Source organism: Streptomyces sp. LS-MS-L19 (genome assembly GCF_058382285.1).
The window spans coordinates 1,114,614-1,129,638 of the sequence record NZ_JBYCLL010000001.1 but is presented as its reverse complement, the minus strand read 5'-3'; the positions used below and the strand labels follow the sequence as shown (position 1 = coordinate 1,129,638).

General features: G+C 70.4%; 14 protein-coding genes. 5 read left to right on the top strand and 9 right to left on the bottom strand.

Features of this window, described 5'->3' with window-relative positions; all coding sequences use genetic code 11:
• Nucleotides 1–119: 119 nt before the first annotated feature.
• A complete protein-coding gene (locus tag AC2XR2_RS04945; RefSeq protein WP_491514381.1) occupies nucleotides 120–1,784 on the bottom strand; it encodes an acyl-CoA dehydrogenase family protein in 1,665 nt (554 codons plus the stop codon).
• A gap of 65 nt (nucleotides 1,785–1,849) precedes the next feature.
• Here AC2XR2_RS04945 and AC2XR2_RS04940 point away from each other — a divergent pair, with 65 nt between their 5' ends.
• The gene (locus AC2XR2_RS04940; RefSeq protein WP_381302197.1) at nucleotides 1,850–2,608 is read left to right on the top strand and encodes a PaaX family transcriptional regulator C-terminal domain-containing protein; all 759 of its coding nucleotides are present in this window, start codon (nucleotides 1,850–1,852) and stop codon (nucleotides 2,606–2,608) included.
• Between the two features lie 65 nt (nucleotides 2,609–2,673).
• On the opposite strand, the gene AC2XR2_RS04935 is transcribed toward AC2XR2_RS04940, so the two are convergent.
• Nucleotides 2,674–3,477 carry a pectate lyase gene (locus tag AC2XR2_RS04935; RefSeq protein ID WP_381302198.1) on the bottom strand — a complete coding sequence of 268 codons (804 nt, stop codon included), beginning with the start codon at nucleotides 3,475–3,477 and terminating at the stop codon, nucleotides 2,674–2,676.
• Between the two features lie 61 nt (nucleotides 3,478–3,538).
• The gene (locus AC2XR2_RS04930) at nucleotides 3,539–4,516 is read right to left on the bottom strand and encodes a pectate lyase family protein (protein WP_449352842.1); all 978 of its coding nucleotides are present in this window, start codon (nucleotides 4,514–4,516) and stop codon (nucleotides 3,539–3,541) included.
• Nucleotides 4,517–4,911: 395 nt separating this feature from the next.
• Here AC2XR2_RS04930 and AC2XR2_RS04925 point away from each other — a divergent pair, with 395 nt between their 5' ends.
• Entirely contained in the window at nucleotides 4,912–6,171 is a 1,260-nt protein-coding gene (locus AC2XR2_RS04925; RefSeq protein ID WP_491518410.1) for an extracellular catalytic domain type 1 short-chain-length polyhydroxyalkanoate depolymerase, read from the top strand.
• Nucleotides 6,172–6,202: 31 nt separating this feature from the next.
• Here AC2XR2_RS04925 and AC2XR2_RS04920 read toward each other — a convergent pair whose 3' ends face one another.
• Nucleotides 6,203–7,282, bottom strand: coding sequence for an NADH:flavin oxidoreductase/NADH oxidase (locus tag AC2XR2_RS04920; RefSeq protein ID WP_491514380.1), 1,080 nt, complete (start codon nucleotides 7,280–7,282; stop codon nucleotides 6,203–6,205).
• A gap of 118 nt (nucleotides 7,283–7,400) precedes the next feature.
• Here AC2XR2_RS04920 and AC2XR2_RS04915 point away from each other — a divergent pair, with 118 nt between their 5' ends.
• Complete coding sequence (locus tag AC2XR2_RS04915; RefSeq protein ID WP_381302202.1) at nucleotides 7,401–7,751, top strand: ArsR/SmtB family transcription factor; 351 nt, start codon at nucleotides 7,401–7,403, stop codon at nucleotides 7,749–7,751.
• Here the strand turns inward: AC2XR2_RS04915 and AC2XR2_RS04910 are convergent.
• A complete protein-coding gene (locus AC2XR2_RS04910) occupies nucleotides 7,674–9,047 on the bottom strand; it encodes a nucleobase:cation symporter-2 family protein (RefSeq protein ID WP_381302203.1) in 1,374 nt (457 codons plus the stop codon). The two genes, AC2XR2_RS04915 and AC2XR2_RS04910, sit on opposite strands and share 78 nt — an antisense overlap.
• A 72-nt stretch (nucleotides 9,048–9,119) precedes the next feature.
• Nucleotides 9,120–10,463, bottom strand: a complete 1,344-nt coding sequence (locus AC2XR2_RS04905; protein WP_491514379.1) for an FAD-dependent oxidoreductase — start codon at nucleotides 10,461–10,463, stop codon at nucleotides 9,120–9,122.
• Nucleotides 10,464–10,652: 189 nt separating this feature from the next.
• Between AC2XR2_RS04905 and AC2XR2_RS04900 the strand changes: the two genes are divergently transcribed.
• Nucleotides 10,653–11,117 (top strand): DUF6214 family protein, encoded by a 465-nt coding sequence (locus AC2XR2_RS04900; protein WP_381302207.1) that lies wholly within the window; start codon nucleotides 10,653–10,655, stop codon nucleotides 11,115–11,117.
• Nucleotides 11,118–11,145: 28 nt separating this feature from the next.
• Here the strand turns inward: AC2XR2_RS04900 and AC2XR2_RS04895 are convergent, their stop codons facing one another.
• Nucleotides 11,146–11,814: a DUF305 domain-containing protein gene (locus AC2XR2_RS04895; protein ID WP_381302248.1), complete on the bottom strand. Its 669-nt coding sequence runs from the start codon at nucleotides 11,812–11,814 to the stop codon at nucleotides 11,146–11,148.
• Nucleotides 11,815–11,909: 95 nt separating this feature from the next.
• Here AC2XR2_RS04895 and AC2XR2_RS04890 point away from each other — a divergent pair, with 95 nt between their 5' ends.
• Nucleotides 11,910–13,412: an LVIVD repeat-containing protein gene (locus AC2XR2_RS04890; RefSeq protein WP_381302209.1), complete on the top strand. Its 1,503-nt coding sequence runs from the start codon at nucleotides 11,910–11,912 to the stop codon at nucleotides 13,410–13,412.
• Here the strand turns inward: AC2XR2_RS04890 and AC2XR2_RS04885 are convergent.
• Both AC2XR2_RS04885 and AC2XR2_RS04880 read right to left on the bottom strand, forming a co-directional pair.
• Nucleotides 13,400–14,074 carry a TetR/AcrR family transcriptional regulator gene (locus tag AC2XR2_RS04885; RefSeq protein ID WP_381302210.1) on the bottom strand — a complete coding sequence of 225 codons (675 nt, stop codon included), beginning with the start codon at nucleotides 14,072–14,074 and terminating at the stop codon, nucleotides 13,400–13,402. The two genes, AC2XR2_RS04890 and AC2XR2_RS04885, sit on opposite strands and share 13 nt — an antisense overlap.
• Before the next feature lie 236 nt (nucleotides 14,075–14,310).
• Nucleotides 14,311–15,006, bottom strand: coding sequence for an HAD family hydrolase (locus AC2XR2_RS04880; protein ID WP_491514378.1), 696 nt, complete (start codon nucleotides 15,004–15,006; stop codon nucleotides 14,311–14,313).
• Nucleotides 15,007–15,025 lie beyond the last annotated feature (19 nt).

Genomic DNA, 15,025 nt, shown 5'->3' with positions numbered 1-15,025 from the left:
AGTACCAACTGATCGGAGTCTGCACCACGGGACTGACAACGAAGCGGAATCAGTGGGTGACGGTGAGCGATCCGGACAGGGAGGCGGTCCGGTTCTCGCCAGGTGGTCCTGGAACCGCCTCAGTTGTTGCCGGGCAGCGCCCGCGCGAGGACGGCGTCCAGGTCCGCGGTGTCGGGCAGGGTGCCGAAGGCGTGCCCCCAGTCGCCGCCGAGCCGGCTCGCGCAGAAGGCGTCGGCGACCGCGGCCGGGGCGTGCCGGACGAGAAGGGAGGCCTGGAGCGTCAGGGCCATGTGCTCGACGAGGCGGCGGGCGCTGGTCTCGGAGGCCGACGCCAACAGGTCCTTCAACCGGGCCACGGCCGCGTCGAGGCGGGCGTCCGCCCCCTGCGCCAGGGCGAGTTCGCCGAACAGCGCCTGAGCGGTGTCCGGCTCGCGGCGCAACGCCCGCAGGACGTCGAGGGCGTTGACGTTCCCCGAGCCCTCCCAGATCGACAGCAGGGGTGCCTCCCGGTAGTGCCGGGGCATGCCCGAGTCCTCCACGTAGCCGTTGCCGCCCAGGCATTCCAGGGCCTCCGCGGTGAAGGCCGGGCCGCGCTTGGTGACCCAGTACTTGCCGACGGCGGTGGCGATACGGCGGAACGCCTGCTCGCCGGCGTCCCCGCGCACCGCGCGGTCGGCGGCGCCCGCCAGCCGGAGCGTGAGCGTGGTGGCCGCCTCGGACTCCAGCGCGAGGTCGGCCAGGACGTTGCGCATCAGCGGCTGGTCGATGAGCCGGGCGCCGAACGCGCTGCGGTGCCGGGCGTGGTGACCCGCCTCGACGAGGGTCCTGCGCATCAGGGTCGCCGACATCATCACGCAGTCCAGGCGGGTGCAGTTGACCATCTCGATGATCGTCTTGACGCCCTGTCCCTCGGGACCGACCAGCCAGGCCACGGTCCGGTCGAACTCGGGCTCGGAAGACGCGTTGGACCGGTTGCCGAGCTTGTCCTTGAGGCGCTGGATGCGGAAGGTGTTGCGGCTGCCGTCGGGCAGGACCCGCGGCACGAGGAAGCACGACAACCCGTCGGGCGCCTGCGCCAGCACCAGGAAGACGTCGCACATCGGCGCCGAGGTGAACCACTTGTGCCCGCGCAGGGTGTACACACCGGGCTCGGCGGTCGGCGTGGCCGCCGTGGTGTTCGTCCGGACGTCGGAGCCGCCCTGCTTCTCCGTCATCCCCATGCCCGCGAGCAACCCGCGCTTCTCGGTCGGGACCCTGAGCTCCGGCTCGTACTCACGTCCGGTCAGCAAGGGCTCGTAGACCTTCGCGAGCTCCGGCTCCTTGCGCAGCGCCGGGATCGCCGCGTACGTCATCGACGTGGGACAGCCGTGGCCCGCGTCCGTGTGTCCCCACACCAGCCCGCCCGCCGTACGGGCGACATGGGCGCCGGGCCGGTCCTCCGCCCACGGCGTACCCGCCAGTCCCTCGGCCACGGCGGTCCGCATCAGGTGGTGCCAGCTCGGATGGAAGTCGACCTCGTCGACACGGTTGCCGTAGCGGTCGTGGGTGCGCAGCACCGGCTCGTGCCGGTTGGCCAGCTCCGCCCACTCCTGGGCCTCGGCGCTGCCCGCCCGCAGCCCGAGCCGCCGGAGCTCCTCCTCGGCCCAGCCGGCGCCCTCGCGGCGCAGCCCTTCCAGCAGGACGGTGTCGTCGGCGGCGTCGTACGGGGCGAGGGGAGGCGGCTGATTGGTGACGGCGTGGGTGCCGGACTGCGCGGACTCTTCGAGCGCGGGTGTGAAGGCCATGGAGCCACTGTTGCACTTCTCCTGCGGCCGTAGCAATAGTGCAATACGACGTACAGTGACTGCCCATGCGGAGGAACACGTCGGTGCGGCCCGGTGAACTCGACCTGCGACCGCTCTCCGCGCGGTCGGTCGTGCTGAGCCTGCTCCTGGGCGCGCATCCCCCGGAGATGCCGGTGAAGGACCTGGTCCGCGCGGTCGAGCCGTTCGGGGTCGGCGGGTCCACGCTGCGCGCCGCGCTCAGCCGGATGGTGAGCGCCGGTGATCTGCGCCGGGCCGACACCGTCTACGGCCTCAGCGACCGTCTGCTCGCGCGCCAGCGGCGCCAGGACGACTCCGTGCACCCCTCCACGCGCGCGTGGAGCGGCGACTGGGAGATGGTCGTGATCACCGCGACGGGCCGCGGCCCCGCCGAACGTGCCGAGCTGCGCGCGCGGTTGACCGCCCTGCGGCTCGCCGAACTCCGGGAGGGCGTCTGGCTGCGCCCCGCCAATCTGCTACGGCGGCTCCCGGACGACCTCGACCCGGTCGCCCAGCGCTACACGGCCCGCCCCGACCGCCCCGGCCCCGAGCTCGCCGCCGCGCTGTGGCCCCTCGACGCCTGGGCGGCCGACTCCCGGGCGCTGCTCGACCATGTCGCCCGCGCCGACCGGCCCGCGGACCGGCTCACCGGCTTCGCGGCGGTCGTACGGCATCTGCTCGCCGACCCGGTGCTGCCGCCCGCCCTCCTGCCGCCCGACTGGCCCGGCGCGCGGCTGCGCTCCGCGTACGCGGCCTATCAGCGGGAGCTGGCGGACACCGTGCCCCAGGACCACCTGCGCGCATGACGCGGCGGCCGTACGAAGCGTCGTGCGGGGACGCTTCGTACGGCCGCCTTCACCTGCCGACGTGACTACCTGTAGGTGATGTCGGAGGTGGCGTACTTGCAGTAAGTACTGTCAGGTCCGGAACCGTTGGTGGTCGGCTCCTTGCCCGTGTTGTTCCCGATGTACTTCTGGCACGGGATGATCTTCTTGCTGGAGTCGCCGACGATCGTGATCTTCTTCAGGGTCGCGCTGTCGCCGTAGTTGGTGTTGATGCCGACGAGCTTGTTGCCCGAGTAGGTCGCCTCGATGGTGTTGAGGTTGATCGTCCGCTTGTACTGCGTCGAGCAGTTGCCGCAGGAGCGCACGAAGGTGCCGAAGTTCTGCACCGCGAAGTTCGAGACGTTGAGCGTCCCGGCGCCGTTGAACTGGAACACCTTGTCGCTGGCCGACCGCGCGCCACCGCCGGAGACGGTGTACACGTTGGACGACGAGGAGCCGCGGAAGGTGGCCGCGTCCTCGCCGACGTCCTCCCACCACACGTTCTGGAGCGTGCAGCTGCCCGCGCAGTGGATGCCGTCGGCGGCCGGGGCCCCGATGATGACGTTCTTGAGGACGGTACCGGCGGCCAGGTTCAGGATCGGCCCCTGGTCCTCGTCCTGGCTGCCGCTGCCCAGGTCGCCCGTGCCGTACAGGCGCTTCATCCCGTAGTCCTTGGTGCCGGACAGCTGGATGGTCGAGGAGACCGCCTGGCTGCCGTTCGCGGTGGGCCAGGTGGCGGCGGTGGCGGTCGGCGCGTTGACTGTCATGATCATGCCAACCGAGAGGCCGAGTGCGGCCGCGGCTCCGGTCAGCGCACGCGTACGCGCGCGTGGACGTGCCGAAGAAGTCATGTCCCGAGTCCTTCTTCCGTATGGGGGGTGGACGGTTGGGGGGTCGGACGGTTTGGGGTGGTCAGATCTTTCCGGCGCCCGCGCCGCCGGTCACCGAGGCGACGACGGAGGAGGCGGGCTCGGCGGTGTAGCCGTACGGAGCGGTGGTGAAGGTGCCGACGCGGGAGACCTCGGTGGCGGCTCCGCCGAGGTCGTTGCCGCGCAGGTTGGCGTATCCGTCCACGTCACTGCTCCGGTTCGTGGTGACAGCGACTCCGGTGCTGCGGAAGACGTTGTTCTCCACGAGCATCTGGGCGCCCATGCGCGAGTGCACCGCGGTCTCGGCACCGACGACGTAGTTGTCGTAGAAGTGCCCGGTGCCGAAACGCAGGCTGGGAATGCGCGAGTTGACGTTGTTGAACCAGTTGTGGTGGTACGTCACCCTCAGATGGCCGGTGTCCTCGCTCGCGTTGTTGTCGCTGTGGCCGACGAGCGAGCCCTTGAAGTGGTCCTTGAAGGTGTTCCAGGACACCGTGACGTTGTCCGAGGCGTGGTTGATGTCCAGCAGACCGTCGTAGTAGTCCTTGTCGTGATCGCGGTCCGCCGAGAAGGAGTTGTGGTCGATCCACACCTTCGTCGAGGCCTGCACCTCGATGCCGTCGGCGGGCGCGAGGGGCTTGCTGATGTTCAGGTTGCGCACGACGACGTTCGTGACCTTCTTCAGCCGCAGCCCGCCGCCGGTGAACCCGGACGACGAGCCGACGCCCAGCACCGTGGTGTTGGAGCCGACATCGACCGTCCCGCTCAGCGGGATCAGGCCGTTGACCTTGACGACCTTCGCCGTGCTGCCGGTGACGGCCGTCTTGAAGGCGGCCAGGGTGGAGACGGTGACCGCCGAAGCGCCGCCGCCGCCGGTGGTGCCGGCGCCGAAACCGATGGGGGAGGTCTCGGCTGCCCCGGCCGGCTGCGGGACGGCCAGGGCGGCCGCCGTCGCGAGCGCGGCCGCACCGGCTGCCAGAGCGGATCTTTGCGCGTGTGTACGTGGGGGGCGAGTACGCATGCGGGTGCGTCCCTTCGTGGTGCCTGCATGGTGCGGGTCGGACATGTACGTGAAAAGCAATCGCCATGCTGAACGACGGGTGCAGTGCAGAGCGGCGATGTGTGGGCCGGGCGCCTCGAACCCGTTCACATCACTGAACGGAAGGTAGGGGGCAAGCGCTTTCTAGTCAACGCTTTGCGCAGAAGACATTCGGCCACCCAGGTGAGGGCGGGGATGGCGGGTGCGAGCGAATTCTTTCGACGTGTGGGAGCGCTTCCATGGCAGCCATGTGCATGCCACGATGCTCGCCGGACGCCTCCCTTCCGGGGGATCTCCGAGAACTCCTGCCGCTGAAGGAAAGGAGCAAGGACGTGTCCACCACCCCCCGCAATCCCGCGCGGAGACGGCTCGGTTCGGTGCTGCTGGCCGTGCTGTCGTTACTCGCGGCGGCCCTCCTCTCCGCACCCACGGCCTCGGCGCGCACCGAGGCGGTACCGGCCGCGACCCTCACCGAGGTCACGGGCTTCGGTACGAATCCCAGCAACCTCCAGATGTACCTGTACGTGCCGGCCAACGTCACCGCTCACCCGGCCGTCGTCGTGGCCGTGCACTACTGCACGGGCTCCGGACCGGCCATGTACAACGGCACCGAATGGGCCCAACTGGCCGACACCCACGGGTTCGTGGTCATCTACCCCTCGGTCACCCGCGCCAGCAAGTGCTTCGACGTGTCCTCGCCGCAGGCGCTGAAGCGCGGCGGCGGCAGCGACCCGGTCGGCATCAAGTCGATGATCGACTGGACGGTCGACGCCTACTCCGCCGACACCACCAGGATCTATGCCACCGGCATCTCCTCCGGCGCGATGATGACCAACGTCCTGCTCGGCGACTACCCGGACGTCTTCGCGGCGGGCGCCGCCTTCTCCGGCGTTCCCTTCGGCTGCTTCGCGACCACGGACGGCTCGGAGTGGAACAGCGCCTGCTCGGGCGGCACGATCACGCACACCCCGCAGGAGTGGGGCAACCTGGTCCGCGCCGCCTACCCCGGCTACACCGGCACCCGGCCCCGTATGCAGGTCTGGCACGGCACCGAGGACGACGTACTGCGCTACCCCAACTTCGGGGAGGAGATCAAGCAGTGGACGAATGTCCTCGGCGTCAGCCAGACGCCCGCCGCCACCGACTCGCCCGTCTCCGGCTGGACCCGCACCCGCTACGGGGCCACCGGTGACCGGGCCCCCGTGGAGGCCATCAGCCTCCAGGGCGTCGGCCACAACCTGTACAGCTGGGGCATGGCCGACCGCGCGCTGACCTTCTTCGGCCTGGGCGGCGACGGACCCGCACCCCAACCGCAGCCCGGCGCCTGCAAGGTGACGGCCACGACCAACGCCTGGAACACCGGCCTGACCGCGTCCCTCACCGTCACCAACACCGGCACGACAGCGATCAACGGCTGGCAGCTCGCCTTCACCCTGCCCGGCGGCCAGACCATCACCAACGGCTGGGGCGCCACGTACGCCCCGGGTTCGGGGGCGGTGACGGCCACGAACGCGTCGTACAACGCGACGATCGCCCCGAACGCGAGCGCCAGCATCGGCTACCAGGCGAACCACAGCGGGAACACCGCCGCGCCGGGTGGCTTCACGCTCAACGGGAAGGCGTGCACGACGAGTTGAGTCTGTACGCCGTCCGGCGGGGACGTCCGCGTCAGACCGACCGGTGGTACTGGTCCGGCACATGGACGTCCCCGCCCAGCTCGCGTGCCGCGTGCCGGGCCCAGGACGGATTGCGCAGCAGCTCGCGGCCCAGCAGGACCGCGTCCGCCTCGCCGTTGGAGAGGATCTTCTCGGCCTGCTCGGCGTCCGTGATGAGACCCACCGCGGCGACCGGCAGCGTGGTCTCGGCCTTGACACGGGCGGCGAAGGGCACCTGGTAGCCGGGACCGACCGGGATGCGGACGCCGGAGGCGTTGCCGCCGCTGGAGACGTCCAGGAGATCGATGCCGTGCGCCTGGAGGTCGCGGGCGAAGCGGACGGTGTCGTCCGGGGTCCAGCCGCCCTCCTCCAGCCAGTCGGTCGCCGAGACGCGGAAGAACAGGGGCTTGTCGTCGGGCCAGACCGCGCGCACCGCGTCGACGACCTCCAGCGCGAAGCGGGTGCGGTTGTCGTACGAGCCGCCGTACTCGTCGGTGCGGTGGTTGCTGTGCGGGGAGAGGAAGTTGCCGATCAGATAGCCGTGGGCGCCGTGGATCTCGGCGACCTCGAAACCGGCGGCGCGGGCGCGACGGGCCGCGTCCGCGAACTGGCCGACCACTTCGGCGATCTGAGCGGACGTCAGCTCGGTCGGTACCGGGTGGCGCTCGTCGAAGGCCACCGCGCTCGGGCCCAGCGGCTGCCAGCCCCCCGCGTCCGGGGCGAGGGGCGCGCCGCCCGTCCAGGGGCGGTCGGTGGAGGCCTTGCGGCCGGCGTGGGCGAGCTGGATCCCCGGGACCGTGCCCTGCGAGACCAGGAAGCGGGTGATGCGACGGAACGCCTCGACCTGGGTGTCGTTCCAGATCCCCAGGTCGTAGGGGGAGATACGGCCCTCGGGGCTGACGCCGGTGGCCTCGACGACGACCAGGCCGGTACCGCCGGCCGCGCGGGCCGCGTAGTGGGCGAAGTGCCAGTCGTTCGGGGCGCCGGCCTCGGGGCCGTCCGGGGCGGCCGAGTACTGGCACATCGGCGGCATCCACACCCGGTTCGCCATCGTCACGTCACGCAGGGTGAAGGGCTCGAAGAGTGCGCTCACGGCGGGCTCCAATCGTCACGGGACCGGCGGTCGGCTCGTACGATAGGCAGCGTAGTACGTCAGATGTCAAACTACGGGAGTTCTCGTACAATGGGACTCCCGCCGAAGTGGAGCCGCCGTGACCTCCCCCGCCGTCAGCAGCCGTGCCCTTCCGCACCCCGAGCGGGACGAGATCCGCCTGGAGGGCATCCTGCACGCGCTCTCCGACCCGATGCGCCTGCGGATCGTACGAGAGCTCGCCGCGGCCGACACCGAGCTCTCCTGTTCGCACTTCGATCTTCCCGTCACCAAGTCGACGACCACCCACCACTTCCGGGTGCTGCGCGAGAACGGCGTGATCCGGCAGGTGTACCAGGGCACGGCCAAGATGAACGGCCTGCGCAGGGACGACCTAGACGATCTCTTCCCGGGGCTTGTCGACAGCCTCCTCGACGCCGCCACCCGCCAGGCCGTCCGGGTCGGCGGCTGAACCGGCCTTCGAGGGCAGGTGGTTGAAGAGCAGGTTCAGCACGATCGCCGTCAGACAGCCCGCGCTGATCCCGCTGTTCATCACCGTCTGGAACCAGTCGGGGAACTTCCCGTAGATCGTCGGCACCCCGACCGGCAGCACCCCCATGGCGACCGAGACGGCCACCACCGTCAGGTTGTTGTTGCCCCGGAAGTCCACCTGGGTGAGGGTCCTGAGGCCGCTCGCCGCCACCGTCCCGAACATCACCAGACCGGCGCCCCCGAGCACCGGCGCCGGAATCGCCGCGACCACCGCGCCCAGCTTGGGCAGCAGTCCCAGCAGCACCAGGATGCCGCCGGCCGTGGCGACGACCCACCGGCTGCGCACCCGGGTCATGCCGACCAGGCCCACGTTCTGCGCGTACGCCGTGTACGGGAACGTGTTGAAGACGCCGCCGAGCACGGTGGACAGGCCGTCGGCGCGCAGACCGTCCGACAGCGAGCGCGGCTCCACTTTCCGGTCGGTCATCTCGCCGACCGCGATCAGGTCACCGGTCGTCTCGGTCATCGTCACCAGTGCCACCACCAGCATCGACACGATCGCCGAGAACTCGAAGGTCGGCGCCCCGAAGTGGAACGGCGTGCTGATGCCGAGCCAGTCGGCGTCCCCGACCCCGTCGAAGTCCGTGAAGCCGAAGGGGACGGCCACCGCCAGGCCCACCGCGATGCCGATCAGCACGGCGATCCGGCTCAGGAAGGCCGGGGCGAACCGCTGCACTCCGAGTACCACCGCCAGCACGAACACGGCCAGCGCGAGGTTCTTCGGCGCACCGAAGTCCGCGGAACCGACCCCGCCGGCCGCCCAGTTGCCCGCGACCGGCAGCAGCGAGATCCCGATGATCAGGATCACCGTGCCGGTGACCAGCGGCGGGAAGAAGCGTAGCAGCCTGCCGAAGACGGGTGCGAGCAGCATGATCGCGAGCCCCGCGACGATGACCGAGCCGTAGATCGCCGGGAGTCCGCCGCCCGTGGTGCCGATCAGCACCATCGGGGACACGGCCGCGAAGGTGCAGCCCTGCATGATCGGCAGGCGTACGCCGAAACGCCAGAAGCCGACGCACTGGATGAGGGTGGCGATACCGCACACCAGGAGGTCGGCGGTGATGAGGTACGCGAGGTCCGCCGGTGACAGCTTCATCGCGCTGCCGACGATCAGGGGGACGGCGACGGCGCCGGCGTACATCGCGAGGACGTGTTGGAGGCCGAAGGCGGTGAGTTGGCGTACCGGGGGGACCTCGTCGACGGGGTGCTTGGTCATGGGGGGACCGTAAGCTCCTTGCACAGTTTGTTGATGTCCGGGGTGTTGCCGGTTCGTTGCCTCGTGCGGGCCCTAAAGGGCCGTGCCGTGAGCGGCGTTCAGCAGGGACTGCCAGTCGGGGAGTTTCACCACGCCCCGGCCCAGCGACGCACCCAGCTCCGCTTCCGCTCGCTCGATCGCGCACCAGCCCGTCCACTCGACCGGCTCGACGCCGTCCGCCCGCAGCACGTCGAGCGGGTCCCCGTGCAGCTCTTTGCGTACGAGCACGGGGGCGTCCTCGAGCAGGGACGTCACCGTCTCCTTGGCGTCCGGGCGGTTGGTGCCGATCACTCCGGTGGGGCCGCGCTTGATCCAGCCGGCCACGTACTCGCCCCGCACGACGAAGCCGCCGTGCACGACACGGCCGTCGATGTTGGGCACCGTGCCGCTCTCCGCGTCGAACGGCAGTCCCGCCACCGGCAGACCCCGGTACCCCACCGACCGCAGCACCAACTGCGCCTCGATCTCCTCGAAATCACCGGTCCCGCGCACGCCACCGCGCCCGTCCGGCACCGTCCGCTCGAAGCGGACCGCGCCCACCCGGCCGCCCTCGGCGAGGAGTTCGACCGGGCGGAGGAAGAAGCGCAACGAGATGGTGCGGGGCGCCTGCTGCGGGGCTGCTCCCGCCCAGCCCCGCAGTACCTCCACGTTCCGGCGCTGAGGCGCGGGCAGGGCGGCGGGGTCCAGGTACGCCGGGTCCCGCGCCAACTCCTCGGCCCGTACCGCCACTTCGACGTCCGGCAGCGAGCCCAGCTCGCGCAGCTCCTTGGTGGTGAAGCGGGCCTGGGAGGGGCCGCGCCGGCCGACCATGTGGACGTCCGTCACCCGGCTGGCCGCCAGCGCGGTCAGCGCGGGCTGCGGGATGTCGGTGGGGCTGAGCTCCGTCACCCCGCGCGCCAGCATCCGCGTCACGTCGACCGCGACGTTGCCGACGCCGATGACCACCGCCGACCGCGCCCCCACGACGAAACCGTCGGCCGTGGCGTCGGGGTGCGCGCTGTACCAGGACACGAACTCGGTCGCCGACCAGCTGCCCGGCAGGTCCTCGCCCGGAATGCCCAGCCGGCGGTCGGTCGCGGCGCCCACGCAGTGCACGACCGCGTGGTACAGCTCGCGCAGCCGCGCGGCCGGCACTCCGTCCGGGCCGACCCCGACACCACCGAGGAACCGCACCCGCTCGTGCTCCAGGACCGCGCGCAGGTTGTTCTGGAGCGACTTGATCTTCTCGTGGTCCGGCGCCACTCCGTAGCGCACCAGGCCGTAGGGGCAGGGCAACCGGTCCAGGACGTCGACGAGCACGTCGGGGTCCTGCTGGACGAGGCTCTGGGCGGTGTAGCACCCGCTGGGCCCGGAGCCGACGACGGCGACACGCAGCACGGCGGAACTCCTTACGAGAGGAGTCGCTGACACCTCCAGGATCGCACCGCCGGTGCTGCTCTGACAGGGTGCCGGAGCGGCCTCGGCGTGCGTGTCCGTTCACAGGGAGTGTGATCATGCGGTTACGTTGCGTATGTGCTAGAAGCATCCTTTCTTAATCTTTCTGATCGTTGTCCGACGGACGGCCGCGTGTCCGTGTGGCCCGCGTGGGAAGTGCGGGAGGACGGGGGCGCGACGGCGTGGTTCCACGTCCGGCTGGCCTTCGCCGACGGTGCCCGGGTGGACACGCTCGCGGTGGTGACCGAGGACGGTGTCTCCCTGGAGGACGTGCGGGCGCAGCCGGCGCTGTCGCTCGACGACCTGGGCGTGCTCGCGGACTGGATCGAGGGGCCCCTCTTCGAGGCGTGCGGCCGGCGGCCCGAGGCGGAGGCCGATGCCGGGGCGGGTGGCGCGAGTCGCGCGCGCCCGGCCTGGCCCCGCGGGATCGAGGGGCGATGGCTGATCGCGCAGGAGTACCGGGCCGCCCAGGAGGACGGCGTCGACCCGGTCCTCGCGGTGATGTGCGCGACCGGGCACAGCCGCCGCAAGTCGCTCCGGCTCATCTCCCAGGCGCGTGACGCCGGATTCCTGACGCCGCGTCACGCCCGGCGCTGAACAGTCCTGTCGGGTCGAGAAGCGCTGCTCAGAGCATGTTCCGCATCCGGTTGATCTCGCTCGTCTGCTGGGCCACCACGTCGTCCGCCATCTCCTCGATCCGGATGTTGTTGCCCTGCCCCTTGACCTCCGTCGCCATGGTGATCGCCCCCTGGTGGTGAGTGATCATCAGCGTGAGGAAGAGCTCGTCGAACGCCTTCCCCTTCGCCGCCCGCAGGTTCTTCAGCTGGGCCTCGGTCGCCATGCCGGGCATCGTGGCGTGCGAGTGCCCCTCGCTCTTCTCGGACTGGCCGTGCTCTTTCAGCCAAGCCCGCATCGCCTCGATCTCCGGTCCCTGGGCGGCCGAGATCCGCTCGGCGAGGGCCTTGAGCTTCGCCGACTCGGCATGCGTCGGGGCCAGTTCGGTCAGCTCCAGGGCCTGGGCGTGGTGCGCGATCATCATGCGGGCGTAGGACACGTCCGCCGAGTTCGGGGTGTCGTCGTCGGCGCGCTGCTCCTCGGCGTCCTGCGCGGAGAGCGTGCGGTTCGCCTCACCCGGCTTGCCCGGCACCAGTACCGAAGGCCCGGTCGACGAAGCCGACTTGGGGTCCGCGTCGGAGTCGCAGCCCGCGAGGGCCAGGGCTGCGACGGCCGCCAGGACGGCCGTCACGTACGGCACGCGGCCGAAAAGCACAGTGGTCACCCATGGTCCCTTCATTACAGGTTCGTTGCCCTCTGTTGATCTGTGCATGGTGAAGACGATACTGCGGTGACGCGTGAACCGTTCCACATGAACGGCACAGGGAGGAAACAGTGATCCTGTTGAGTGAGTCCCGAACCCGGCACAGACGTCTGGGAGTTGCCGCGGCCGCCGCGGGCCTCCTGGCCGCGCTGCTGACCGCCGGTCCGGCCGTCGCCACCCCCGACCCCGGGGACGGGCCGGCCGCGAGCAAGGGGGTGTCCAGGAGCACCGAGGCCGAAGTGCGCGCGGCGATAGCCGACGGCGAGATCCCCGGCCAGGACGAGATCGTCCACTCCGACAACATCGAACACCTCGTCAACGTCCCCAAGGACGCGCTGCCCGGCACCAATTCGGACCTGGCCTTCCAGGGCCGGTACGCGTTCGCCGGCAACTACGACGGCTTCCGCATCTTCGACATCAGCAACCCCAAGGCGCCGAGGACGGTCGCCCAGGTGCTGTGCCCCGGTTCGCAGAACGACATCTCCGTCTCCGGGAACCTGCTGTTCCTCTCCACCGACTCCTCGCGCAGTGACAGCAGTTGCAGCAGCACCACCCAGCCCGCGACCGAGAAGTCGTCGTGGGAGGGCATGAAGGTCTTCGACATCAGCGACAAGCGGAACCCGAAGTACGTCGCCGCCGTGGAGACCGCCTGCGGCTCGCACACCCACACGCTGGTGCCCGAGCGCCGGAACGTCTACCTCTACGTCTCCTCGTACTCGCCGAGCGCCACCTACCCCGACTGCCAGCCGCCGCACGACGGCATCTCGGTCATCAAGGTGCCGCGCAACGCCCCCGAGAAGGCTGCGGTCGTGAACTTCCCGGTGCTCTTCCCCGGCGAGGGCCCCGACGGCGGCGGCAACCCCGGCGCGCCCACCAACCCGGGCGTCTCCAAGACCACCGGCTGCCACGACATCACGGTCCTCCCGGACAAGGACCTCGCGGCGGGCGCCTGCATGGGTGACGGCATCCTGTTCTCCATCAAGGACCCGGAGCGCCCGAAGGTCATCGACCGGGTGCAGGACAACGTGAACTTCGCGTTCTGGCACTCGGCGACCTTCAACCAGAAGGCGAACAAGGTCGTCTTCACCGACGAGTTGGGCGGCGGCGGTGCGGCCACCTGCAACGCGCAGATCGGTCCGAACCGCGGTGCCGACGGCATCTACGACATCGTTGGCAAGGGCGACAAGCGCAAGCTCGTCTTCCGCAGCTACTTCAAGATCCCGCGCCATCAGGCCGACACCGAGAACTGTGTCGCGCACAACGGCTCGCTGATCCCGGTCAAGGGCAAGGACATCATGGTCCAGGCCTGGTACCAGGGCGGTGTCTCCGTGTGGGACTTCACCGACTCCGCGAAGCCCAGGGAGATCGGCTACTTCGAGCGCGGCCCGCTGAGCACCACCGCCATGCAGACCGGCGGAGCGTGGTCGGCGTACTACTACAACGGCTACATCTACTCCAACGACATCGCCAAGGGCTTCGACGTGCTGAAGCTCAGCGACCGGCGGACGGATCCGGCCAAGAAGGTGCGGCTCGGGGAGCTCAACGTCCAGACCCAGCCGGACTACTTCGACTGATCCCCGGGCTCCCGGCCCGTCTCGAAGAACCGCGACAGATCCGCGTCACACGTCCCGCCGGGCGCCTCGGTGCCCGGCGGGACGCCCTGCTCCCAGTCGAGCCGGTAGCGCGCGAACAGTTCGGCGCGCAGCGTCCCGATCGGCATCGGGACGTTCGGCACGACCATCGCGTAGACCGCGCCCATGAGCTGTGAGCGCAGCATCGGGTAGTCGGTCTCGACCGTCTGCGAGCCGTGGCGTTCCATGGTGTCCCGCAGCAGTTCGGCGAGGCGCTGCTGCTCCGGGCACTCCACGAAGCCGTCGGTGTCCAGCAGGCCGGCCATGTGCTGGCGCATCAGCACGGTCCGGTCCCGGGCCAGGCCGAGGACCGCGTCGATGGCCCGCGCCATCCGCTCCCGGCCGTCCTCGGTGCGCGGCTCGCGCTCCAGGGCCTCCTCCAGCGTGCGGTGCATGAGCCGGTGCACGGCGGACTGCACCAGCTGACGCTTGCCGGGGAAGTAGTACGACACCAGACCGCGCGCCGAACCGGCCCGGTCCGCGATGTCACCGAGGGTCGTGGACTCGTATCCGCGCTCGGAGACCAGTTCGAGAGCCGCCTGCAGGAGCCGCTCCCGGGAACGGCGGCGCAACTCTTCATTGACCGAGGCGCTGCGCGGGGACATGCTGTAACTCCTGCGTTGACTGGCTATCAGCCAACTATACTCAGCGCGTCCGGACCGGCCCGTGAAAGGCCTGGTCGGGGCTGCCGCCTGCTCTGGGCGACGCGGGGGATCGTCCAGGGTGGGCGAGCATACGCCCCAGTGGTGGCCTCAGGCGACCTTCCCGGCGGGGTGACCACCCCGTTTTCGGACACCTTTTTCCGACCGCCGATCACGGCGCGTGCGCGAGGTCGTCCCGGCTACCGGCCGACCAGGTCGAGGACCGGCCGCAGCCCGTCGGGGCGCCGCGCCACCGGCAGATGGTCCACGAAGTGCACCCCGCAGCCCAGGGCCGCCGCACCGCCGTCCGCCCGCCGGTCGTCGCCGACCATCAGGACGTCCCGGGGCTCGACGCCGAGCACCGCGCAGGCTGTCTTGAAAAGCCTGGGATCCGGCTTCTGGACGCCGTGCTCGTACGACAGCACGTACGCGTCGACGTACGGATCGAGGCCGTGCGCGCGGAAGACGGGCCGGAGGTCCCAGCCGATGTTGCTGACCACGCCCACCCCGATCCCGCGCTCGCGCAGGGTGCGCAGCACCTCGGCGGCGTCGGGATAGGTCTGCCAGGCGGCGGGGGACATGTGCCGTTCGTACAGCGCGTCGTGCAGGGCCGGGTCCGGCAGCGGGACCAGCCGCGAGAGACCGGTGTAGGCGGACCGGTGCAACTCGGCGCTCTCGTCCCGCACCTCCCACACGGCGGCGACCTCGTCCGGCATCGGCACCCCGGGCGCCGTCCCGCCGGGCAGCGCCCCCGCGTTCTCCAGTGCCCGCGCGGCGCGCGTCAACTCGGCCTCGGCGAGGGTGAGTCCGGCCTGGTCGAGGACGGCCCGCAGCCAGGACTCGGTGGACTCGATCCGGAAGAGGGTGCCCGAGAAGTCGAAGAGGACGGCAGTCATACGACGATCCTAGGCGCCG

Bases quoted from the DNA above. Each gene is read 5' to 3' on its own strand.
- AC2XR2_RS04945 (WP_491514381.1), bottom strand. From the start codon at position 1,784: ATGGCCTTCACACCCGCGCTCGAAGAGTCCGCGCAGTCCGGCACCCAC.
- AC2XR2_RS04940 (WP_381302197.1), top strand. From the start codon at position 1,850: ATGCGGAGGAACACGTCGGTGCGGCCCGGTGAACTCGACCTGCGACCG.
- AC2XR2_RS04935 (WP_381302198.1), bottom strand. From the start codon at position 3,477: ATGACTTCTTCGGCACGTCCACGCGCGCGTACGCGTGCGCTGACCGGA.
- AC2XR2_RS04930 (WP_449352842.1), bottom strand. From the start codon at position 4,516: ATGCGTACTCGCCCCCCACGTACACACGCGCAAAGATCCGCTCTGGCA.
- AC2XR2_RS04910 (WP_381302203.1), bottom strand. From the start codon at position 9,047: ATGACCAAGCACCCCGTCGACGAGGTCCCCCCGGTACGCCAACTCACC.
- AC2XR2_RS04895 (WP_381302248.1), bottom strand. From the start codon at position 11,814: ATGAAGGGACCATGGGTGACCACTGTGCTTTTCGGCCGCGTGCCGTAC.
- AC2XR2_RS04885 (WP_381302210.1), bottom strand. From the start codon at position 14,074: ATGTCCCCGCGCAGCGCCTCGGTCAATGAAGAGTTGCGCCGCCGTTCC.
- AC2XR2_RS04880 (WP_491514378.1), bottom strand. From the start codon at position 15,006: ATGACTGCCGTCCTCTTCGACTTCTCGGGCACCCTCTTCCGGATCGAG.